The following is a 20,328-nucleotide window of genomic DNA, read 5'->3' on the forward strand; positions in this document are numbered from 1 at the left end:
AGACAGCGCGTAATTGCGCGGCTTCGTCGCGTAAGAGGAATTTCTCGGCTTTGCCACACGAGGCGCCGGGCCCGCCCGGGTGCCGCCGGCGGCGCGGGCGCGGCCGGGGTCAGCACGGTGGTCATGTCGGCTCCTCAGTCCGTTTGGATGCGCCGGGTCACCAGGTACGACACGCCCGCGACGAGCATCGTGGCCACGGCGAGGATCAGCGCGATCGCCGAGCTGTAGCCGAAGTCGTACTTGGTGAAGCCCTGCTCGTAGAGGTAGAGCGCGGCCGTCTGGAACTGCCGGTCCGAACCCCCGGTGGCCGCGGCCGTGCCGGGGTTGAACAGCAGCGGCTCGGCGAGCAGCCGCATGTTCCCGGTCGTCGCGATCACCGTCGAGAAGATGATCTGCGGCCGCAGCAGCGGCACGGTGATCCGCCAGAACTGCTGCCACCCCCTGGCGCCGTCGAGCGTGGCGGCCTCGTACATGGTCGACGGGATCGCCTGCATCGACGCCAGGAAGATCAGCGCGTGGTAACCGGTCCAGCGCCACACCACCATCGCCGCGATGGCGGTGTGCGAGCTGGCCGTGCCGGCCTGCCAGTCGACGTGCCCGCCGCCGAACCAGCTCAGCGCCCAGTTCACCAGCCCGAAGTCGCGGCCGAAGAGCTGCGCGAAGATGATCGTCACCGCCGCCACCGAGGTGATGTTCGGCAGGATCATCCCCATCCGGAACAGCGTCCGCCCGCGCAGCCCGCGGTTGAGCAGGTGCGCGATGCCGAGCGCGAACAGGATCTGCGGGATGGTGGTCAACAGCCACAGGCTGACCGTGTTCCCCATCGCGTTCCAGAAGTACGGGTCGTGGAACAGCAGCTGCTCGTAGTTGCCGAACCCGATGAACGTCGCGCCCTCGGCGTCGAGCAGGTTGCGCTTCTGCAGCGACACGAAAGCCGTGTACAGCAGCGGGAACAGCCCGAAGACGCCGAAGATCAGGAAGTACGGGCTGATGAAGCCGAACGGCGACAGCTTGACGTCCCACTTGTGCCGCCGGTCGGCCCGGGAGAGCGTCATCACTTGATCTTCGCGACGTCACCGACCAGCTGCTGCCACGCCGCCGCGCCGTCCTGCTTGCCCTGCTCGACGCGCTGCATCGCGTTGCCGAACTCGGTCTGCACGTCGCCGGCCTTCGGGCCCTGGTACTGCGGGTTCAGCTTCTTCGCGGCGTCGGTGAAGAGCTTGCCGACGGGCGCGTTGTTGAAGAACGGGTTGGTGTAGCCGGTGATCTTCGGGTCGGTGTAGAGCGACGGCGTCGAGGGCAGCAGGCCCTGGCTGGTGAAGACCTTCGCCTGCTGCTCGGGCGCGGTCAGCCACGCGGCGAGGTCGGCGGCTTCCTTGGTGTGCTTGCCCTGCTTGGGGATCGTGAGGTACGAGCCGCCCCAGTTGCCACCCCCGCCGGGCACGCTCGCGACGTCCCACTTGCCCGAGGTGTCCGGCGCCTGGTCCTTGATCTTCGTCATCATCCAAGCGGGGCAGGTGACGGTCGCGAACTGGCTCTGCGTGAACCCGGTGTTCCAGGTCGGCGTGCTGTAGAGCAGGCCGGCGGAGAGGTTCGCCTTGACGGCGTCGACGACCTGGTCCCAGCCCGTGCGCAGAGCCGGGTTGCTCGCGACGACGATCTGGTCGCTCTGGTCGTAGTAGCCGACCGGGGCCTGGCCGAAGATCGCGTTGAGCACGGTCGGGCCGCCGTCCATCCACTTGACACCGTTCGGTGCCTTGGCCTGGAAGCGCTTGCCCGCGTCGAAGAACGCCTGCCAGGTGGGCCAGAGCGCGGAGACGGCGTCGCGGTCGGCGGGCAGCTGGGCGGCCTCGAACAGGTCGCGGCGGTAGCAGATGGCCAGGCCGCCGACGTCGGTGCCGTAGCCGATCTGCTGGCCGCCCTTGGCCAGCGAAGCCGACCACTTCCAGCCCAGCCAGCGGTCCTTGAGCTTGTCGCCGCCGACGGTGTTGAGGTCGACGAACTTGTCCGGCGTCGCCTTGAACTGGGCGACGTACCCGGTGTCGATCGCCTCGATGTCCGCGGCGCCGCCACCGGTGGCCAGGTGCGCGGCGAGGCTCTTGTGGTGGTCGGAGTACGACGCGGTCCGCTCGGTGATCTCGATGTCCGGGTGCGCGGCCTGGTACTCCTTGATCAGGTCGGTGTAGCCGAAGTTGCCGAAGAGGCCGAGGCTGAGCTTGACCTTCCCACCGCCGGCGTCACTGCTCCCGCAGGCGCTCAACGCGGTGACCGCGGCCAGGACAGCACCCGCCACGGCGATCAGGCGGGTCCGTCGGATTGTCGTTTTCGGGCGCATGAGATCTCCGTTGTTCTGCGGGCCGGTCGGAAAACGCGGGACCTATGAGAGCGCTCCCAGCGCTCCTTCGTCAAGTAACGAAATAGTAACGCGCTACGGCGTTTACCCAGTCAGAGATCATGTGCTAGGAATGTAACCGGTTACAAGTAGGAGGTCACCATGGTCACGGCCCGCGAGATCGCCCAGCTCTGTGGGGTTTCGGTCGCGACCGTCTCGCGGGTCTTCAACCGCCCCGCCACGGTGAGCGCGACGACGCGCGAAAACGTCGAGCGCGTCGCCCGGGAGCTCGACTTCTCGCCGAACGAGTCGGCGCGGGCGCTGTCACGGCAGCGCTCGGCGATGGTCGGGCTGGTCTGGGACACCGACCACCGGCGGCCCGGCTGGCGGCACCCGTTCCTGCAGGACCTGTTGCTGGGCCTCAAGTCCGCGCTCAGCTCGCACGGCTACCACCTGCTGATGCTCGCGACGAGCGACGACGCCCGCGACCGCAACCCCGGCGTTTCGCTGGCCGACCCGATCGGGTACGTGAGCATGACCCGGCGCCACCACCTGGCCGGGCTGGTGCTGATCGACAGCGGCACCGACGCCGAGGCGTTCACGACGTTCGCCCAGTCCGGGCTGCCGTGCGTCGCGCTCGACGTGCCCCTGTCCGGGCCGCGCGCGACCTACGTGACCTCGGACAACGCCGCGGGCGCCGCGGAAGCCGTCCGGCACCTCGCCGCGCTCGGGCACGACCGGATCGCGACGATCACCGGTCCCCGCGGCAACTCCCCCGCCGCCGCACGCACCGAGGGCTACCGCCGCGGGCTGGCCGAAGCCGGGCTGCCGGCGCGCGAGGACTTCGTGGTCACCGGGGACTTCTACCGCGAAAGCGGGTTCGTCGGGATGCGGCGGCTGCTGGCCCGCAAGGACCCGCCGACGGCGGTGTTCGCGGCCAGCGACGAGATGGCGGTCGGCGCCCTGCTCGCGGCCCGCGCGGCCGGGTTGTCGGTGCCGGCGGACCTGTCGGTGGTCGGCTTCGACGACATCGAGGTGGCGTCCCTGGTCGACCCGGCGCTGACGACGGTGGCCCAGGACAAACCGGGCTTCGGCACCGCGGCGGCGGGTGCGCTGCTGGCGATGATCGACAACGCCGGCGCCCCGGAACCGGTGCGCCTGCCGACGAAACTGGTGGTCCGCGACTCGTGCGGCCCTACGCGGTGATCTTCGCGTCCCAGTCGATGTGGTGCACGTAGACCCAGCCCGGCTTTTCGCCGACGTCCTGCCCCGCGCTCGACGCGACCAGCTTCTCGACGCGCTCGCGGCGAAGTCCTTCGTACGCCGCGAAAGCCGACGCCGGGTCCCGCAGGTCGCGCAGGCACTGCGCGAGCACGACGCTGTCTTCGATCGCCATCGACGCACCCTGCGCGTCGGCCGGGGCCGCGGCGTGCGCGGCGTCGCCGACGAGCACCATGTCCGGCGTCGACCAGATCCGCGTGCTCGGGACGTCGTAGGAGTGACCGCCGAAGACCTCGTCGCCGGTGGCGGCGATGATTTCCGTGCAGGGCAACGGTTCCCCGGCGAACGCCGCGTGCGCGAACTCGCGCCACCCCTCAGGAGTCACCGCCGCGATCGCCTCGCGGGAGCGCTCGGCGTCGGGGATGCGGGCGAACCAGAACGTCGCGCCGTCCGGGGCGGTCGTGAACCCGAAGGCCGCCTTGCTCCCGCGGACCATGCGGTAGATCCCGGCCGCCGACGGCAGCCCGCGCGCCCGCGCGTAACCCCAGACGACGGTCTGGCCGGTGTAGCGCGGGGCGTCGGCGTCCGGGTCGATCAGCTTCCGGACCACCGAGCGCAACCCGTCCGCGCCGACCAACACGTCACCCGTTTCGGTGGTGCCGTCGGCGAACTCGACGGTAACGCCGGTGCCGTCCGGCTTCGCGCCGACCAAGCGCTTGCCGCGTTCGACCGGGACGGCCCGGCGCGCGGCTTCGTCCTGCAGGACGCGGTAGAGCGTCGCGCGGGTCAGCGTGCGCGGTCCGTCGAGGCCTTCGGTGCCGAACTCGCGCCGCCCGACCGTTTCCCCGTTCGGGGCGACGAGCTCGACGCCGTGGGCGGCGAACGAACTGTCGATCACCGGCCGGTCGGCACCGATCGCGCGCAGGGCGTCCATGCCGTTGTGCATGATCGTGAGGAACGCGCCGGCGTCGTCCCCGCCGGCCGGGTAGGCCTCGAAGACCACCGGATCGTGTCCCGCGAGCTTCGCCGCCATCGCCGTGACCGTGCCGGCGATCCCGCCCCCCGCGACCAGTACCCGCACTTCGCATCCCCCCGTGAACTCCGCGTGCCGCCGATCACGACGTTACCGTGACGGCGGCACGCGGCGCTCACTCCTTGGCGCCACTGGTGGCGATGTCGCCGTTGAGGCCGCGCGGGTAGAAACCGCCCGAGGACACCTTGTCCGGGTTGAGGTAGGCGATGTTGAGCACGCGGTCGGCCGAGCGCCCGAACGCGATGCCGTTCGCGTCCGCGGGGACGAGGTTCGCCTTGCCGTCCTTGAGCACGCCTTCGTCGTCGTCGGCCTTGCCGTCCAGGCTGTCGCGGGCGTCGGAGATCTTGTTCGTGATGTCGCCGAGGCCGCGTTCGAACAGCTGCCCGCGCACGATGCCCGCGTGGTAGGCCTCGACCGCGAGGATGCCCGCCGCCGCGTCGAGGAACGTCTTGTTGTTCACCAGCGGCGCCGCGCCCTTGTAGGCGGACACGCCGACGTCCTCGAAGAGGAACGCGGCGAGCAGGAAGTTGTTCTCGCTCGCGAACGGGTCGAAGGTCTGGCCTTCCTTGATGACCCCGGCGGCCTGCATGGCGGCGGTGAAGCTGTTCTGGAAGTCGATCTCCGGCTGCGCGACGGCGGCCTTGTCGAGCGCCTTGCGCAGGAACGTCACGTGGGCGACCTCGTCGCCGGCGATCTCCTGGACGATCTGCTTGGTGTGCTCGCTCTTGAACTTGACCGCGTGCCCACCGGAGACCTTGCCCAGGTTGCCGATGCCGTTGACGTACTTCTCGTTCAGCCCGTAGCCGTAGACGGCGAACGAGTACAGGTTCGCCTCGAGGTACTCCAGGTTGAGCGCGAAGTTCAGCACCGCGGCGTCACTGGCGGCGGCGTCCTGCGCGTTCTTCTCCGGGTACTGCGAAGTCGCGCCCGCCGAGCCGAGGCCCAGCGACAGCGCGGTTCCGAGCGCACCGGCTCCCGCGACGCCGAGCCCCGCTGCTCCCGCAGCCTTGAGGAAGCGGCGGCGGTCGGTCGCGTTCTCCGCGCTGCGCTCGACGAGCTGCTGTGTGTAGCGTTTTCCGAACACCGGGGGACGTCCTCTCGTGACGAGTTCGTCCACCTCACCCAACGGTGATACGTACCTGGACGGCCCCCGGCTCGGTCAAATCGGGAAAAAGTTCTTCCCGATTTCGTTTGCCCAGGTCAGGCGCGTTCGGCCGCGGCGAGCCGGACGCACACGGCGAGGGCGCGGACGGCCTCTTCGACGTCGGCGAGCACCGGGAACGTCGGCGCGATGCGGATGACCGCGTCGGCCGGGTCGTCGCCGTGCGGGTGGGTCGCCCCGGCGGGGGTCAGCGCGACACCGGCTTCCTTCGCCAGCCGCACGACCTCCTTCGCGGTGCCTTCGGGCACGGTCAGCGACACGAAGTACCCGCCGGTCGGCTTGGTCCACGTCGCCAGGCCCGAGTCGCCCAGTTCCTCGGTGAGGATGCGGTCGACGGCCTCGAACTTCGGGCCGATGATCTCGGCGTGCTTGCGCATGTGGGCGCGGACGCCGGCCTCGTCCTTGAGGAAGAGGGCGTGGCGCAGCTGGTTGACCTTGTCCGGGCCGATGGTGCGCTTGCCGATGTTGCCGACCCACCAGGCCAGGTTGGCCTCGGAGGCGCCGAAGAAGCCGACGCCGGCACCGGCGTGGGTGATCTTCGAGGTCGAGCCGAAGACGAACACGCGGTCGGCGTTCCCCGCCTCGGTGGCCAGCGCGAGCAGGTCGGCCAGGGCCGGCTCGGCGTCGGTCAGGTGGTGCACGGCGTAGGCGTTGTCCCAGAAGATCCGGAAGTCGGGCGCCGCGGTGGTCATGGTGGCGAACCGCTTGACGACGTCGTCACTGAACGTGACGCCGGTCGGGTTGCTGTACTTCGGCACGCACCAGATGCCCTTGACGGCGGAGTCCTCGGCGACGAGGCGCTCGACGACGTCCATGTCGGGGCCCTGGTCGGTCATCGGCACCGGGACGAGCTCGATGCCGAAGCGCTCGGTGAGCGCGAAGTGGCGGTCGTAGCCCGGGACGGGGGCGAGGAACTTGAGGATGGGCTCGTCGGCCCAGCGGCGCTCGGCGCCGGGGAGCTTGGAGAGGAGGGCCTGGACGACGGCGTCGTGCATCAGCTCGAGGCTCGAGTTGCCGGCGGCGAGCAGCTGCCCGGCCGGGACCTGCAGCGCGCCCGCGAAGATGCGGCGCAGCTCCGGCAGGCCCTTGAGGCCGCCGTAGTTGCGGACGTCGGTGCCGTCCTCGGCCTTGAAGGTGCCGTCGCCGGGGAGGGTCAGCAGGCCGTTCGCGAGGTCGAGCTGCGCCGGGGACGGCTTGCCGCGGGTGATGTCGAGGGAGAGGCCGCGGTCGACCAGGGCCGCGTAGTCGCGGCGGGCCGTGTCGACGTCGACGGAAGCAGTGGTCATGGCGTCAACGCTAAACCCGGCGTCGGTACCATTTCGGGGCGGGTCCTGGCTAGGGTGGTTGGTGTGCACTTGGTAGTCCACGCCGACCAGCGGCAGTTCTCGTTGCGCGACTCCGGTTCCCGGCTGGACGGCAGCGGCTGGACGGCGCTCGCCGTGGAGTTCCACCGGATAGCGTCCGAGCCGGCCGGCCTGGCGATCTCGACGGCGCGCTCGGACCTGGTGGAGTCGTCGATCACGCTGGTTCCTTCGCCACCCCCGCTGGCGGCGGACGCGGAGCACGTCGTGGAAGCGGATCTTCCGGTTCCGAGCGGGAAAGTCGTGATTTCCGGACCCGCGGACTACCCGTCGCAGGAAAAGTTCTTTTCGGTGTTGCCGGGGTTGTACCGGGCGCGGGTGTCGTACGTGCCGGCCGGGCCACCGGTGGCGGAGTGGAACGACCACGAGTTCGGCGAGCATTACCGGTATGTGGTGGAGATGTGGCCGGTGGTGTCGGAGTCGGGCGTCGAGGTGTTGAGGCAGGGCGCCGCGGTCTGGGACGGCTAAAGGGCCGTCAGAGAAGCCAACTTCCAGCGACCGTCGATCCGCTTCGCCGTCACCGCCAGCTGGGCCACGGACGACGACGGCGCTCCCCCGCCCTGCGTCACCGTCTGCTGGTCGAGAAACAAAAGCAGCGAAGCATCATCACCCACCAGAGTCCGCACCCCCACCGCCCGGACCGTCGTCGTCCGCACCAGCTTCTCCGCCGAAGCCCGCGTACGCGCCGAAGCGAACTGATCGCGGTACTGCCCGACGGCAGCCCCCGTCAAGACCTCCGAAGCCGCCCGCTCGGTGCGCGCGAGGTTCGCGTAGTCGTACGAGAACACCGACTTGACCGCGTCACTCACCTCGGACGAAACCGACGCGGTCGCCGCCTGATCCACCAAAGCCGCATTGTCGCCCGGGGACAGCGAAGCCGTCTCGATGCCGAACCACACCGCGCAGCCCAGCGCCACCACCACGACCGCGGCCAGCACTCTCCTCATGAGCCCGCCGCCTGGACGCCCGAGATCTTCCACCCGTCCGGGGAACGCGTGACGTCCACCGTCAACCGGTTCAGGCGGGGAGAAGCCGCCGAACCGCCCGTCGAGACCCGGACGTCCAGGACCGCCAGCAGACGAGCCGACCCGTCGGAAACCTCCGTCACCGCCGCCTGGACCAGCGAAGCGGACGAAACCGTCCTGGCCGTCGTCGCCCGGTCGATCTGGACCTGGCGATCCCCGCTCAGGTCCTTTTCGTACTGACCCGTCGTCGCCGCGATCCAGCGGTCCACGTCCGCGCCCGCCGAGCGGTAGTCGATCGTGTTCAGCGTGACCAGTTCCGGGCCCGCCGCCGCCAGCACGGCGTCGCGATCGCGGCCCCGGGCGAAAGAGTCGTCGGACGCGGCCCGCCACCACGTATAACCGGTCGCCGAAGCGGCCAGCACCGCGAGCACCGCCGCGACGATCAAAACCCTCACGGCGCGCCCAGCAGCTTGCCCAGCCCGCCCGCCGACGGCCCGGTCAGCAGGCTCAGCATCCCGGGCAGCTGCTGCGGAGCGGGCGCCGCCTTCTGCTGGGGCGCGGCCGGGATCGCCGGTGGCTTTCCCGCGTACGGCGCGTTCTGCGACCCGCGCACCCCCGTCGGGCTGCCCGGCGGCTCCGCGCAGTACGCGTTCATGTTCACCGGTGCCTCGGTCTCGTCGTTCGCCGGACGCTGCTTCGTGCCTTCGTAGCCCTTCGTGCACGAAGCCGGGTCGAAGAAGTTCAGCACCACGCCCAGGTGCCCGGTGCCGTCCGGGGACGTCGACGGCGAGAACGCCGAGATGATCGGGTAGGCCACCAGCAGTTCCTCGATGGCGTCCTTGCGCGACGTCGTGATCTGCGCGGTGGTCAGCAGGTTGGCGAGCAGCACGCCCAGGTCGGTCCCGGACGCCGCGAGCACGTCGCTGATCTGGCGGCTCAGCCGCGGCGCCTCCGCGATGACGCGCCGCAGGTCCGGATCGGACGCCTTCAGCTGCCCGGCGATCGTCTTCAGCCCGGAGGCGAAGTCGGTGATGTTCGCCGCCTGCCGCTCCTGCGTGTCCAGCACGATCCGCGAATTCGCCAGCAGGCCTTGCGTTTCCGGCACGTACCGCGTGGCCACCGCGGTCACCGAGCCGGTGCTGTCGAGCAGCTGCTGCAGTTCCGGGCCCGCGCCGGCGAACGCGTTGTACGTCTCGTCGACGACCGTCCGCAGCGACTCCGGGTGCACGCTCGCGACCAGGTCGTCGAGGTGCGTCAGCACGGTGTCCGGCGACGGCGGCAGCGACGTCCGGTCCACCGTGATCACCGACCCGTCCGCCAGGAACGGCCCGCCGTCGTGCTGCGGGAGCAGGTCGACGAACTGCTCCCCCACCGCCGAGCGGTTCGCCACCTGCGCGTGCGCGTCGGCCGGGATGTCCGGGGCGCCGGCGTCGATGTCGAGCGCGACGTCGACGCCGTGCTCGGTCAGCGTCATCCCGGTCACCCGCCCGACCGTGACCCCGCGGTAGGCGACCTCGGAGTTGACGAAGATGCCGCCGGAGTCGGTCAGCTGCGCGGTGACGACGTAGCCGCGGTTGCCGAAGAGCCGGTCCAGCCCGGCGTAGCGGCCGCCCGCGTAGACGACCGAAACGACCGCGATGACGACGAACGCGACCAGCTGGACGCGGACCTTGCGCGTGGTCACCGGCCACCCCCGATCAGGCCGAGCAGCCCGCCCAGCAGGTCGGGACCCGCGCTCTGCGGACCCGGTCCGAGGTCCGGCAGGGGCAGCGGCGGAGCCACGGCCGACGGCTGACCGCCGATCCCCGAAGGCAGCGCGATCGGCGGCTGCGACGAGTTGGTGAAGTTCTGGATCAGCGTGTCCAGGTCGAGGTTCACGTTCGCCTCGACGTTCGCGTAGTCGCCCTTGATCACGTTGCCCGCGTAGTCCGGGAACGGGTACGTGAGCAGGATCTGCAGCGCGTTCGGCAGGTTCGACCCGGCCTCGCCGAGCTTCGTCAGCGTCGGCTGCAGCGCCTTGAGGTTCGCGACCAGCTGGTCACGGCTCTTCGTGACCGTGTCGGTGGCGACGCCGGAGAGCGTGTTCAGCGCGTTCAGCATGCCGACGAGCTGGTCACGCTGGTCGGTGACGATCTTCAGGCCCGGCGCGAGGTTGTCGAGCGCGTTCGACAGGTTCTGCGTCTGGCCCGCCAAGGTGTGCGACAGCTTCCCGAGCCCGTCGATCGCACGCAGGATCTCGGTCCGGTGCCCGTCGAGCTGGGTCGCCAGTTCGTCCACACGCGACAGCAGCGCGCGGATCTCCGGCTCGTTGCCCGACAGCGCGTCGTTCAGCTCGTGGCTGATCTTCTGGATCTGCTCGACGCCGCCGCCGTTGAGCAGCAGCGAGAGCGCGCCGAGCACCTCCTCGACCTCGGGGTTGCGGTTGGTGCGCCCGAGCGGGATCTGCGCGCCGTCGCTCAGTTTCCCGGTCGCCGGTTCGGCCGTGGGCACGCTCAGCTCGACGAACTTTTCGCCCAGCAGCGAAGACTGCTTCAGCTCGGCGTGGGCGTTGGCGGGCAGCGCGATGTCGCCGTTGACGGTCATCGCGACCAGCGCGGACCGCGTATCCGGCGTCAGGCTGATCTTGTCGACCCGCCCGACCGCGACGTCGTTGACCTTGACGCTGGACTGCGGCACCAGGTCGAGCACGTCGGTGAACAACGCCGTGACGTGGTACGGGTGGTCGCCGACGTCGGCGCCGCCCGGCAGCGGGGTGCCGTAGAGGCCGTTGAACCCGCCGTCGCTGCAGGCCGCCAGCACGAGCACACCGGCGAGCACTCCCGCGAGCCGCTTCACTTCGCACCGCCCGCGAGCTGTTCCATGACGTCGACGAGCGGGAGCGGCAACGGCGGGAGGGTGCCGTTCTGCAGCGAGTTGAGCACCTGCGGGATCGTCGGCAGCTTCAGCACGCCGTCGAGCACCGGCGCGAGCTGCTTGCAGATGTTCCCCAGCGTGTCGGGGACTTCCTTCGGCGTGCCCGCGCTGATCAGCCGGCACACGGTGAGGATCGGCGGGTTGGTCAGCTCGTTCAGGTTGTCGCGGACGGCGATGGTGCCCGACGCGGCGTCGTAGGAGTTGATGAAGTTGGTGGCGCCGGTCGGCGCGATGTCGAGCACCTCGGCGAGCGACGCGCGCTGGTCGACCAGCACCTTCGACAGCGACGCCAGCTTGTCCACATTGGACTCCAGGGCGCCTTTGTTGTCGTTGACGAACTGCTGGACGTCGCCGAGCGCCCCGCCGAGCGACTGCAGCGCGGCCCCGACGTCGGACGAATCCGCGGCGAGGAACTGGCTGACGTCGGCGACGCGGCCGTAGAACTCGTTGAGCTGCTGGTCGCTCTGGGCCAGCGCGCCCGTGAACGAGTTGAGGTTCTGCACGGTCGAGAACAGGTCGTCCTTCGAACCATCAAGGGTCTTGGCGAGGTCGGCGAGCCGCCCGACCGTCGAGTTCAGCGAAGCACCATTGCCCTGCAACGTGTTCGCCGCGGTGTCCAGGACACCGGACAGCGCGCCGTCCTTGTTGGCGCCGTTCGGACCCAGCGCCGTCGACAGCTTGTCCAGGCTGGAGTACAGGTCGTCCAGCTCCACCGGCGTCGCCGTGCGGTCCTTCGCGAGCACCGTGCCGGTGGCCAGGACCGGGCCGCTGTCGTAGGCCGGGGTCAGCTGGACGTAGCGGTCGCTGACCAGGCTCGGCGCGACGACGACCGCGCCGACATCGGCCGGCAGCTGCACGTCGTCGACCCGCATGTCCACGCGCACGGCGTCGCCCTGCGGCGTGACGTCGGTGACCCGCCCGACCGGCACGCCGAGCACGCGCACCGACGAACCCGCGTAGAGCCCGACGGTCTTGCCGAAGTACGCCGAGAGCGTCGTGCCGGTGGAAGCGCGAAACACCAGGAAGAGGCCGGCGGTGAGGAGCAGCGCGAGGACGCAGGCGAAGGCCAGCCACGTCACCAGGCTGCGGCCGCGGTAGGTCCGGATGGTCATCGGCCGCCCACCCCCTGGTTCGGCGCCGCGATCGGCGGGGTGCAGCCCTCGGGGTTGATGCGCAGGCCGGCCGCGGTGATCGTCGGCGGCAGCAGCCCGCACAGGTAGCCCTCGAACCAGCGGCCGTTGCCGGTCGCGTTCGCGCCGACGCGGGCGAACGGCGCCATCAGCTGCAGGCTCTTGTCGAGGTTGCCCTGGTTGCGCTGCAGGATGTCGGTCACCTTGCCCAGTTTGTCCAGCGTCGGCTTGAGCTGCGCGCGGTTGTCCGCGACGAGCCCGGACAGCTGCTGCGAAAGCTGCTGGGTGCCGGTGAGCAGCGCGTGGATCGCCGTCTTGCGGTTCTGCAGCTCGGTGAGCAGCAGGTTGCCGTCGCTGATCACGCGTTGCAGCTGGGTGTTGCGGTCCGACAGCGTCTTGGACACCTGGCTCGTGTTCGCCAGCAGCGTGTGCAGGTCGTTGTCGCGGGACGACACCGTCTTGGCCAGCGAAGACAGCCCGTTGAGGGTGTCCTTGAGGTACTGCGGGCTGTCCTTGAGGCTGTCGGAAAGCGCGTTGAAGCTGTCCGCGAGCTGCTTCGTGTCGATGTCGCCGACCGTCGTCGACAGCTGCTCGAAGGCGTCCTGCAGCTGGAACGGCGTGCGTGTGCGGGCCTGCGGGATCGTCGCGTCCGGCTCCTGCGCGCCGCCGCCCTTCGGGTCGAGCGCGAGGTACTTCTCCCCCAGCAGCGTCTTGATCTCGATGGACGCCGTCGTCGCGTCGCCGACCCGGATGTCCTTGACGCGGAAGCGCACGAGCACCTGCTTGCCGGCCAGGGCCACCGACGACACCGTGCCGACCTTGACGCCGGCGACCTCGACCTCGTTGTCCGGCGCCAGCCCGGCGGACTCGCCGAAGTACGCCGAGTACGTCGTGCCGTTGCCGAAGAACGGGAGCTGGTCGGAGAAGTACGTCGTGGCCGTGACGAGCACGATCAGCACGAGCGCGACCGCGCCGACTCCCGCCTGGTTGCGATCCTTCAGCCGCTTCACGGACCACACCTCTCCGCGCGTTGCGTGCCGGGAATGGGAATGATCGGCAGGGTGATGTCGAGCGAGGAAATGCCGATGGTGCCGGTGATCCCGCACAGGTAGTAGTTGAACCAGCTGCCGTAGCTCAGGGTCCGGGTGAACTTCTCCAGGTTGCCCGGCAGCACTTCGAGCAGGTGGTTGAGCAGCACGCCGGAGTCGCCGAGGTTCTGCGACAGCACGCCGAGCTGCGCGACGTCGTCCTTCAGCGCCGGGCGCGCGTCGGCGAGCAGGCCCGTCGTGGACACCGCGAGGTCGCCGAGCGCGCTGACCGCGTCCCCGATCGGCTTGCGCTGCTCGGCCAGGCCGCTGACGAGCTTCTGCGTCTGCTCGATGAGGTCGCCGAGCTGCGGGCCGTGCGCGTTGACCGTGCCGAGCACGGTGTTGAGGTTCGCGATGACCTGCCCGATCACCTGGTCCTTGCTCGCGATCGCCGTGGTGAGCGACGCGGTGTGCTGCAGCAGGCTGGTGATCGTGCCGCCTTCGCCCTGGAAGACGCTGATGATCTCGGCCGAAAGCTGGTTGACGTCCTTGGGGCTCAGGGCCTTGAACAGCGGCTTGAACCCGTTGAACAGCACGGTGAGGTTCAACGCGGGCTTGGTGCGCTCGGGCGGGATCGTGCCGCCGTCGGCCAGCGCGCGATCGCCCGGGACGTCGGTGCCGAGCGCGAGGTAGCGCTGGCCGACGAGGTTGCGGTACTTGATCGTCGCGGTCACCGTCTCGGGCAGCCGGTAGGCGTGCTCGACGTCGAACCGCACCTCGGCGAGGTTCTGCTCGCCTTCGACCACCCCGATCGTGTCGACCTGGCCGACCTTGACCCCGGCGATGCGGACGTCGTCGCCTTCCTTGAGGCCGGACGCGTCGGTGAACTTCGCCAGGTAACCGGACGTCTCGCCGAAGTTGGTGTTCGCGATGGTGGCCGCGAGGACGCCGGTGAACAGCACCGTGACGACGGCGAACACCACGAGCTTGATCAGGGACGGAACGAAGCTCCTCACTTCAGCTCCACCTCCGCCCCGCGGTACAGCGGCCCCACGAGCAGGCCCGCCCAGCCGGGCACGTCGCCGGGCGACGTCCCGAGCGCGGGCGACGCGAGCAGGGCGATCAGCTCGCTTTCGTAGGCCGAGCCGACGATCGAGCCGTCGCCGCCGACGGCACCGCCCCCGGCGGGCAGCTCCCCGGACGGCGACTTCGGCGGCGCGGGCTTGCTGGAACCGTCCTTGATCGCGCCGTCCGGCGGGTACTGCGGCCAGACGCCCGGCTTCGGGACCTGGGGGTAGCAGCGCGGTCCGCGCTTGTCCTCGTACTTCGGCTCGTCGACGCCGGGCAGGTACTTGCCCCGGCTGGCGGCGAACTCGATGGTGACCCGGCTGACCTCGGGGTGCGCGGTGCCCTTGCCGAACGCCAGCTCGGCCGGCCCGACCTCCCCGGCGAGCTGTTCGAGCAGGCACGGGTACTCCGGCGCGTACTTGGCGAGCACGTCCAGCGTCGGCTGGACCGCCGTGGTGAGCCGGATGAGATTGTCCTTGTTGACCTGCAGGAAGCTCGTCAGGTCGACCGAAGCGGCGGTGACGGTGGCGTAGAGGTCGCTCAGCTGCGCGCGCTGGTCGACGATCGTCCGGCTCGTCGTCGTCAGGTCGGACAGCGCCTGCAGCAGGTCCGGGGCGGCCTTGTCGTAGGTGTTCGCGACGTTCGCGAGCCCGGTGATGTCGGCCTTGACGTCCGGCAGCGACGGGTTGAGCTTGCCGAGGTAGTCGCTCAGCTGCACGAGGGTCTGGCCGAGCTGCTTGCCGCGGCCTTCGAGCGCGGTCGACACCGCGGTCAGCGTGCTCGACAGCTTCTCCGGCTGGACCGCCTGCAGCAGCGGCATGACGTCGTCGAGCACCTTCTGCAGCTCGATCGCGGTGCTGCTGCGGTCCTGCGGGATGACGTCGCCCGCCTTGATCGGGCCCTGTGAGCTCTCGGGCAGCTGCAGCGAGACGTACCGCTCGCCGAAGAGCGTCTTGGGCAGCAGGCGAGCCGAGACGTTCCGCGGGATGACGTGCGTCTTGTCCGGGTCGAGCGCCAGCTCCAGCTCTGCGTGGTCGCCCTTCGCCAGCACCGACCGCACCTCGCCGACGAGCATGCCGCGGACCTTGACGTCGCCGCCGGTGCGCAGCTGGCTGCCGACGTGGTCGGTCTCGAGCTTCACCAGCGTCACCGGCGTGAAGGCCTTGTTGTAGACGGCGAGCGTGAACGCGATGAACAGGGCGGCCACGAGCAGGAAGGCCAGCCCCAGCACCTGGTACCGGAGCCGCTGCCCGAGCTCGCGCCTCATCCGGAGATCCTCACCGTGGTGTTCGCGCCCCAGATGGCGAGGGACAAGAAGAAGTCCAGCACCGAGATCAGCACGATCGACGTCCGCACCGCGCGGCCCACCGCCACGCCGACGCCGGCCGGGCCGCCGCTCGCGGTGAAGCCGTAGTAGCAATGGGAAAGGATCACGAGCACGCTGAACACGATCACCTTCCCGAACGACCACAGGACGTCGCCGGGCGGCAAGAAGAGCGTGAAGTAGTGGTCGTAGGTGCCCGCGGACTGGCCGTAGAGCCAGATGGTGATCTGCCGGGACGCGAGGTAGCTCGAGAGCAGGCCGACCGCGTACAGCGGGATCACCGCGGCGACGCCGGCGAGCACCCGGGTCGTCACCAGGTACGGCATGCTCGGCACGCCCATGACTTCCAGCGCGTCGATCTCCTCGGAGATCCGCATCGCGCCGAGCTGCGCGGTGAAGCCGCAGCCGACGGTCGCGGACAGCGCGAGCCCGGCCGAGAGCGGCGCGACCTCGCGCGTGTTGAAGTAGGCGGAGATGAACCCGGTCAGAGCGGCGGTGCCCAGCTGGTTCAGCGCGGAATAGCCCTGCAAGCCGACGATGAGGCCGGTGAACAGCGTCATCCCGATCATCACGCCGAGCGTGCCGCCGATGACGGCGAGGCCGCCGGTGCCGAAGCAGACTTCGGTGAGCAGCCGCAGCGTTTCCCGGCTGTAGCGGCGGATCGTGCGCGGCGACCAGGCGAGCGCCTTCGCGGCGAAGGCGAGCTGCTTGCCGAGGCCTTCCAGGCTCTGGCCCGGGCGCGCGATGTACTCGAGCGTCCGGTCGGTGGTGTCGAGGGGTTCCGCCGTCATCACATGGCCTTCGGCGGGACGATCCGCAGGTAGATCGCGGTCAGCACGACGTTGATGAGGAACAGCAGCAGGAACGTGATGACGACGGCCTGGTTGACGGCGTCGCCGACGCCCTTGGGCCCGGGCGGCGGGTTCAGCCCGCGGAACGCCGCGACGACCCCGGCGACGAAGCCGTACAGCAGCGCCTTGATCTCGCTGACCCAGAGGTCCGGCACCTGGGCCAGCGCGTTGAAGCTGGCCAGGTACGCGCCGGGCGTACCGCCTTGGAGGACCACGTTGAAGAAGTAGCCGCCGAGCACGCCGACGACGCTGACCAAGCCGTTGAGCAGCACCGAAACGACCATCGCGGCGAGCACGCGCGGCACGATGAGGCGCTGGATCGGGTTGACGCCGAGGACCTCCATGGCGTCGATCTCTTCGCGGATCTTGCGCGCGCCGATGTCCGCGCAGACCGCGCTGCCGCCGGCGCCCGCGACCAGCAACGCCGTGATCAGCGGGCTGGCCTGCTGGACGATGGCGAGCGCGCTGGCCGCGCCGGTGAACGACTGCGCGCCGATCTGCGCGGTCAGCGAGCCGAGCTGCAGCGCGATCACCGCGCCGAACGGGATGGCGACGAGCGCGGTCGGCAGGATCGTGACGCTGGCGAAGAACCAGCACTGCTGGATCCACTCGCGGGTCTGGAAGGGGCGCTTGAAGATCGCGCGCAGGACCTCCCACGAGAGCGTCGCGAGGCGCCCGACCTGGGTCAGGGCCGCGGTGCCCGGGAGCGTGCCCGTGCTCTCGCTCACCACACCTCCCAGTAGGTCGTCGCTGACCTCCGAGTGTTCTCCATACCCGGTGCCCGATTTTCGTTAGCGGTGTTAACTGATCACGTCAGAAACTCAGGTTGAGCGCGTGCGACGCCGTGGCGCCGCCGTCCGCGATGAACTCCGCTCCCGTGCAGTACGCGCTTTCGTCGCTGGCCAGGAACAGCACCAGCTTCGCGACGTCCTCGGGCTGCCCGACGCGGCCGAGCGCGACCTTCTTCCCGACGTACGACATGTCGACTTTCTGCCCGCCCGCGGCGGTCTCGACCATCTGCGTGTCGATCGCGCCGGGGTGGACCGAGTTGACGCGGATGTGCTTCTTCCCGAGCTCCATCGCGGCGACCTTGGTCATCCCGCGGATGGCGAACTTGCTCGCGGTGTACGCGACGAGGTAGGGCATCCCGGCCAGACCCTCCACAGAGGACACGTTGACGATGGAGCCACCGCCGGCGGCGGTCATCGGTTCAACGACCGAGCGCATCCCGAGAAACGCCCCGATCTGGTTCACCCGGATGACGCGTTCGTAATCGGCCAGCTTCGTCTTGCCCAGTTCCGAGAAATGGAGGATGCCCGCGTTGTTGACCAGCACGTTCGGCGCGCCGAACTCCGTGGTCACGCGGTCGAGGGCGGTGACCCAGCCGTCTTCGTCGCCGACGTCGAGGTGCTGGTAGGCGGCCTGCTCCCCCAGTTCGGCGGCGAGCTGCTTGCCCTCGTCGTCCAGGATGTCGGCGATCAGCACCTTCGCGCCCTCGGCGACGAACGCGCGCGCGGCGGCCGCGCCCTGGCCGCGCGCGGCGCCGGTGATCAGGGCGATCTTCCCGTCCAGCCTCATGACTCTCCCAGGATCTCGGTGGCGGCGAACATCCGGCCGGGGTCACGGTCGGCGAAGAAGGAGCTGACCGACGTCTCCAGCTCGTCGAGGGACCAGCGCTGCTCGATCCGCGGCGCCCCGACCAGCGACACCGCGCCGCCGTGGACGATGAACACCTGGCCGTTGACGTGCTCGGCCGCGGGCGAAGCGAGATAGGCGACGAAAGGGGCGACGTGCTCGACCGAGAGCGGGTCGGCGCCCTCGGCGGGAGCCGCGCCGAACACGCCCTCGGTCATCGCCGTCCGGGCACGCGGGCAGATCGCGTTGGCGCGGACGCCGTACTTGGCCAGGCCGCGGGCGGCCGACATGGTGAGCGCGGTGATGCCTGCCTTAGCAGCGGCGTAGTTGGGCTGACCGGGCGAGCCGATGAGGAACGCCTCGGACGCGGTGTTGACCAACCGGCCGTACACCGGCTGTCCGTCCGCTTTGGACTTGTCGCGCCAGTACTTCGTGGCGTTGCGGGACAACAGGAAGTGGCCGCGCAGGTGGACGCGGAGCACGGTGTCCCACTCGTCGTCGGACATCGAGAAGAGCATCTTGTCGCGCAGCACGCCCGCGTTGTTCACGACGATGTCGAGCCCGCCGAAGTCGAGCGCGGCGGCCACGAGCGCGTCCGCGGTGGCCCGCTCCCCCACGTCGCCGGCGACCGCCACGGCCCGGCCACCAGCGGCTTCGATCTCTTCGACGACGTCCTTCGCTTCGGTGACGTCGTTGACGACGACCGTGGCGCCCCGGGCCGCCAGGGCGAGCGCTTCGGCCCGTCCCAGTCCCGCGGCGGCGCCGGTGACGATCGCTGTCCTGCCGGTCAGGCTCACGCGCGGCCTCCTCGTCGAGTCCTGTGACCGGGCCTACACTAGAATCTGTTCTCGCTCTTCGCAAGGGGTTCAGTGAACAGTGCTAACTAGCGATGAACAGGGCGTTCTTTGGGCACCCTTTGACCGCATCTGTAACTCGTTCTACTCGATCGGCAGGCACCGGGCCCGGCTGGATGACGAGTTCTTCGTCGTCGTCGAGGTCGAAGACGTCCGGCGCGAACCCCAAGCACACCGCGTTCGCCTCGCAGAGCGAACGATCGACGCCGATCTCCATGCTTCCTCCGCCGCGTGAGTCCTGGTACAACTAGAACAGGTTCTACTATAACGCCGGATCGAGGTGACGGGTGCGGATCGACTACACACCGGAGCAGCGGGCACTGGCCGCGGAGCTCCGGGAGTACTTCGCCGAGCTGATGACACCGGAGCGTCGGGCCGGCCTCCGCGGCGCCGAGTACGGCGACGGCGTGGCGTACAAGGAGATCGTCCGCCAGCTGGGCAAGGACGGCTGGCTGGCGCTCGGCTGGCCGGAGGAGTACGGCGGGCAGGGCCGGCCGATGCTCGACCAGCTCATCTTCACCGACGAGGCGGCCGTCGCCGGGGTGCCGGTCCCGTTCCTCACGGTGAACACCGTCGGGCCGACCATCATGCGCTACGGCACCGACGAGCAGAAGGCGTTCTACCTGCCGAAGATCGCCGCCGGCGAGCTGCACTTCTCGATCGGCTACTCCGAACCGGAGGCCGGCACCGACCTGGCGTCGCTGCGGACGCGCGCGGTGCGCGACGGCGACGAGTACGTCGTCACCGGGCAGAAGATGTGGACCAGCCTGATCGAGCACGCCGACTACGTGTGGCTCGCGGTCCGGACCGATCCCGAGGCGAAGAAGCACCGCGGGCTGTCGATCCTGATCGTGCCGACGTCGGCTCCCGGGTTTTCGTGGACCAAGGTGCACACCGTCGCGGGCGCGGGCACCAGCGCGACGTACTACGACAACGTGCGCGTGCCCGTGTCCGCGCGCGTCGCCGAGGAGAACGCGGGCTGGCCGCTGATCACCAACCAGCTCAACCACGAGCGCGTCGCGCTGACGTCGTCGGCGCCCGTCCGCAAGGCTCTCGCCGACGTGCTGGCGTGGGCGAAGGAGACCGGCGCCATCGACCAGGAATGGGTGCGGCTGCACCTCGCGCGGGTGCACGCCGGCGCGGAGTACCTGAAGTTGCGGAACTGGCGGATCGCCTGGGCGGCCGCGGCGAGCGAGCTCGGACCGGCCGAGGCGTCGGCGACGAAGGTGTACGGCACGGAGTTCGCGATCGAGGCCTACCGCCTGCTGATGGAGGTGCTGGGCGCGGCCGCCGTCGTCCGCGACGGCTCGCCGGGCGCGCTGCTGGCCGGGCGGATCGAGCGGCTGCACCGGTCGGCGCTGATCCTCACCTTCGGCGGCGGCACCAACGAGATCCAGCGGGACATGATCGCCGCGACCGCCCTCGGCCTGCCCGTCACGCGCTAGGAGCGT

General features: G+C 69.8%; 21 protein-coding genes. 3 read left to right on the plus strand and 18 right to left on the minus strand.

What is annotated here, in order from left to right; all coding sequences use genetic code 11:
* Positions 1-134: 134 nt before the first annotated feature.
* Positions 135-1,055 (minus strand): sugar ABC transporter permease, encoded by a 921-nt coding sequence (locus ABZ342_RS27700; RefSeq protein WP_360478727.1) that lies wholly within the window; start codon positions 1,053-1,055, stop codon positions 135-137.
* Positions 1,055-2,293 carry an extracellular solute-binding protein gene (locus tag ABZ342_RS27705; RefSeq protein WP_360478730.1) on the minus strand — a complete coding sequence of 413 codons (1,239 nt, stop codon included), beginning with the start codon at positions 2,291-2,293 and terminating at the stop codon, positions 1,055-1,057. The genes ABZ342_RS27700 and ABZ342_RS27705 overlap by 1 nt, the downstream gene beginning before the upstream one ends.
* Before the next feature lie 201 nt (positions 2,294-2,494).
* Between ABZ342_RS27705 and ABZ342_RS27710 the strand changes: the two genes are divergently transcribed.
* Positions 2,495-3,538 (plus strand): LacI family DNA-binding transcriptional regulator, encoded by a 1,044-nt coding sequence (locus ABZ342_RS27710; protein ID WP_155542124.1) that lies wholly within the window; start codon positions 2,495-2,497, stop codon positions 3,536-3,538.
* Here the strand turns inward: ABZ342_RS27710 and ABZ342_RS27715 are convergent.
* From ABZ342_RS27715 to ABZ342_RS27725, 3 genes are all read right to left on the minus strand, one after another.
* Entirely contained in the window at positions 3,528-4,634 is a 1,107-nt protein-coding gene (locus ABZ342_RS27715; RefSeq protein ID WP_360478733.1) for an FAD-dependent monooxygenase, read from the minus strand. The two genes, ABZ342_RS27710 and ABZ342_RS27715, sit on opposite strands and share 11 nt — an antisense overlap.
* 67 nt (positions 4,635-4,701) lie before the next feature.
* Positions 4,702-5,670, minus strand: a complete 969-nt coding sequence (locus ABZ342_RS27720) for a ferritin-like domain-containing protein (RefSeq protein ID WP_360478922.1) — start codon at positions 5,668-5,670, stop codon at positions 4,702-4,704.
* A 116-nt stretch (positions 5,671-5,786) separates the two neighbouring features.
* Positions 5,787-7,034 carry an aminotransferase class I/II-fold pyridoxal phosphate-dependent enzyme gene (locus ABZ342_RS27725; RefSeq protein WP_360478736.1) on the minus strand — a complete coding sequence of 416 codons (1,248 nt, stop codon included), beginning with the start codon at positions 7,032-7,034 and terminating at the stop codon, positions 5,787-5,789.
* Positions 7,035-7,097: 63 nt separating this feature from the next.
* Between ABZ342_RS27725 and ABZ342_RS27730 the strand changes: the two genes are divergently transcribed.
* Positions 7,098-7,577, plus strand: coding sequence for a hypothetical protein (locus ABZ342_RS27730; RefSeq protein ID WP_360478739.1), 480 nt, complete (start codon positions 7,098-7,100; stop codon positions 7,575-7,577).
* Here ABZ342_RS27730 and ABZ342_RS27735 read toward each other — a convergent pair.
* The 13 genes from ABZ342_RS27735 to ABZ342_RS27795 form a co-directional block, all read right to left on the minus strand.
* Entirely contained in the window at positions 7,574-8,056 is a 483-nt protein-coding gene (locus tag ABZ342_RS27735; protein ID WP_360478742.1) for a hypothetical protein, read from the minus strand. The genes ABZ342_RS27730 and ABZ342_RS27735 overlap by 4 nt on opposite strands.
* Complete coding sequence (locus ABZ342_RS27740) at positions 8,053-8,529, minus strand: hypothetical protein (RefSeq protein ID WP_360478745.1); 477 nt, start codon at positions 8,527-8,529, stop codon at positions 8,053-8,055. Before ABZ342_RS27740 ends, ABZ342_RS27735 begins: the two co-directional genes overlap by 4 nt.
* The gene (locus ABZ342_RS27745; RefSeq protein WP_360478748.1) at positions 8,526-9,758 is read right to left on the minus strand and encodes an MCE family protein; all 1,233 of its coding nucleotides are present in this window, start codon (positions 9,756-9,758) and stop codon (positions 8,526-8,528) included. The genes ABZ342_RS27740 and ABZ342_RS27745 overlap by 4 nt, the downstream gene beginning before the upstream one ends.
* Positions 9,755-10,909 (minus strand): MCE family protein, encoded by a 1,155-nt coding sequence (locus ABZ342_RS27750; RefSeq protein WP_360478751.1) that lies wholly within the window; start codon positions 10,907-10,909, stop codon positions 9,755-9,757. The genes ABZ342_RS27745 and ABZ342_RS27750 overlap by 4 nt, the downstream gene beginning before the upstream one ends.
* Entirely contained in the window at positions 10,906-12,099 is a 1,194-nt protein-coding gene (locus tag ABZ342_RS27755) for an MCE family protein (protein WP_360478754.1), read from the minus strand. Before ABZ342_RS27755 ends, ABZ342_RS27750 begins: the two co-directional genes overlap by 4 nt.
* A complete protein-coding gene (locus ABZ342_RS27760; RefSeq protein WP_360478757.1) occupies positions 12,096-13,127 on the minus strand; it encodes an MCE family protein in 1,032 nt (343 codons plus the stop codon). Before ABZ342_RS27760 ends, ABZ342_RS27755 begins: the two co-directional genes overlap by 4 nt.
* A complete protein-coding gene (locus ABZ342_RS27765) occupies positions 13,124-14,161 on the minus strand; it encodes an MlaD family protein (RefSeq protein WP_360478760.1) in 1,038 nt (345 codons plus the stop codon). The genes ABZ342_RS27760 and ABZ342_RS27765 overlap by 4 nt, the downstream gene beginning before the upstream one ends.
* On the minus strand, positions 14,158-15,480 hold the full coding sequence (locus tag ABZ342_RS27770; RefSeq protein ID WP_360478763.1) for an MCE family protein: 1,323 nt from the start codon (positions 15,478-15,480) through the stop codon (positions 14,158-14,160). The genes ABZ342_RS27765 and ABZ342_RS27770 overlap by 4 nt, the downstream gene beginning before the upstream one ends.
* On the minus strand, positions 15,477-16,328 hold the full coding sequence (locus ABZ342_RS27775) for an ABC transporter permease (protein WP_003090754.1): 852 nt from the start codon (positions 16,326-16,328) through the stop codon (positions 15,477-15,479). Before ABZ342_RS27775 ends, ABZ342_RS27770 begins: the two co-directional genes overlap by 4 nt.
* On the minus strand, positions 16,328-17,116 hold the full coding sequence (locus ABZ342_RS27780) for an ABC transporter permease (RefSeq protein WP_155542112.1): 789 nt from the start codon (positions 17,114-17,116) through the stop codon (positions 16,328-16,330). The genes ABZ342_RS27775 and ABZ342_RS27780 overlap by 1 nt, the downstream gene beginning before the upstream one ends.
* Before the next feature lie 85 nt (positions 17,117-17,201).
* Positions 17,202-17,966: a glucose 1-dehydrogenase gene (locus ABZ342_RS27785; protein ID WP_360478767.1), complete on the minus strand. Its 765-nt coding sequence runs from the start codon at positions 17,964-17,966 to the stop codon at positions 17,202-17,204.
* The gene (locus ABZ342_RS27790) at positions 17,963-18,820 is read right to left on the minus strand and encodes a 3-oxoacyl-ACP reductase (RefSeq protein ID WP_360478771.1); all 858 of its coding nucleotides are present in this window, start codon (positions 18,818-18,820) and stop codon (positions 17,963-17,965) included. The genes ABZ342_RS27785 and ABZ342_RS27790 overlap by 4 nt, the downstream gene beginning before the upstream one ends.
* Positions 18,821-18,902: 82 nt before the next feature.
* Positions 18,903-19,094: a ferredoxin gene (locus tag ABZ342_RS27795; protein WP_360478774.1), complete on the minus strand. Its 192-nt coding sequence runs from the start codon at positions 19,092-19,094 to the stop codon at positions 18,903-18,905.
* Positions 19,095-19,164: 70 nt separating this feature from the next.
* Between ABZ342_RS27795 and ABZ342_RS27800 the strand changes: the two genes are divergently transcribed.
* Entirely contained in the window at positions 19,165-20,322 is a 1,158-nt protein-coding gene (locus tag ABZ342_RS27800; protein ID WP_360478777.1) for an acyl-CoA dehydrogenase family protein, read from the plus strand.
* Positions 20,323-20,328 lie beyond the last annotated feature (6 nt).

It is taken from the genome of Amycolatopsis sp. NPDC005961 (assembly GCF_040629235.1).
Classification (GTDB): Bacteria; Actinomycetota; Actinomycetes; order Mycobacteriales; family Pseudonocardiaceae; genus Amycolatopsis; species Amycolatopsis camponoti.

What these genes read in the sequence shown, in the direction of transcription:
- ABZ342_RS27775 (WP_003090754.1), bottom strand. Translation starts at nt 16,328, where the DNA reads ATGACGGCGGAACCCCTCGACACCACCGACCGGACGCTCGAGTACATC.
- ABZ342_RS27725 (WP_360478736.1), bottom strand. Translation starts at nt 7,034, where the DNA reads ATGACCACTGCTTCCGTCGACGTCGACACGGCCCGCCGCGACTACGCG.
- ABZ342_RS27795 (WP_360478774.1), bottom strand. Translation starts at nt 19,094, where the DNA reads ATGGAGATCGGCGTCGATCGTTCGCTCTGCGAGGCGAACGCGGTGTGC.
- ABZ342_RS27785 (WP_360478767.1), bottom strand. Translation starts at nt 17,966, where the DNA reads ATGAGGCTGGACGGGAAGATCGCCCTGATCACCGGCGCCGCGCGCGGC.
- ABZ342_RS27710 (WP_155542124.1), top strand. Translation starts at nt 2,495, where the DNA reads ATGGTCACGGCCCGCGAGATCGCCCAGCTCTGTGGGGTTTCGGTCGCG.
- ABZ342_RS27735 (WP_360478742.1), bottom strand. Translation starts at nt 8,056, where the DNA reads ATGAGGAGAGTGCTGGCCGCGGTCGTGGTGGTGGCGCTGGGCTGCGCG.
- ABZ342_RS27770 (WP_360478763.1), bottom strand. Translation starts at nt 15,480, where the DNA reads ATGAGGCGCGAGCTCGGGCAGCGGCTCCGGTACCAGGTGCTGGGGCTG.
- ABZ342_RS27700 (WP_360478727.1), bottom strand. Translation starts at nt 1,055, where the DNA reads ATGACGCTCTCCCGGGCCGACCGGCGGCACAAGTGGGACGTCAAGCTG.
- ABZ342_RS27755 (WP_360478754.1), bottom strand. Translation starts at nt 12,099, where the DNA reads ATGACCATCCGGACCTACCGCGGCCGCAGCCTGGTGACGTGGCTGGCC.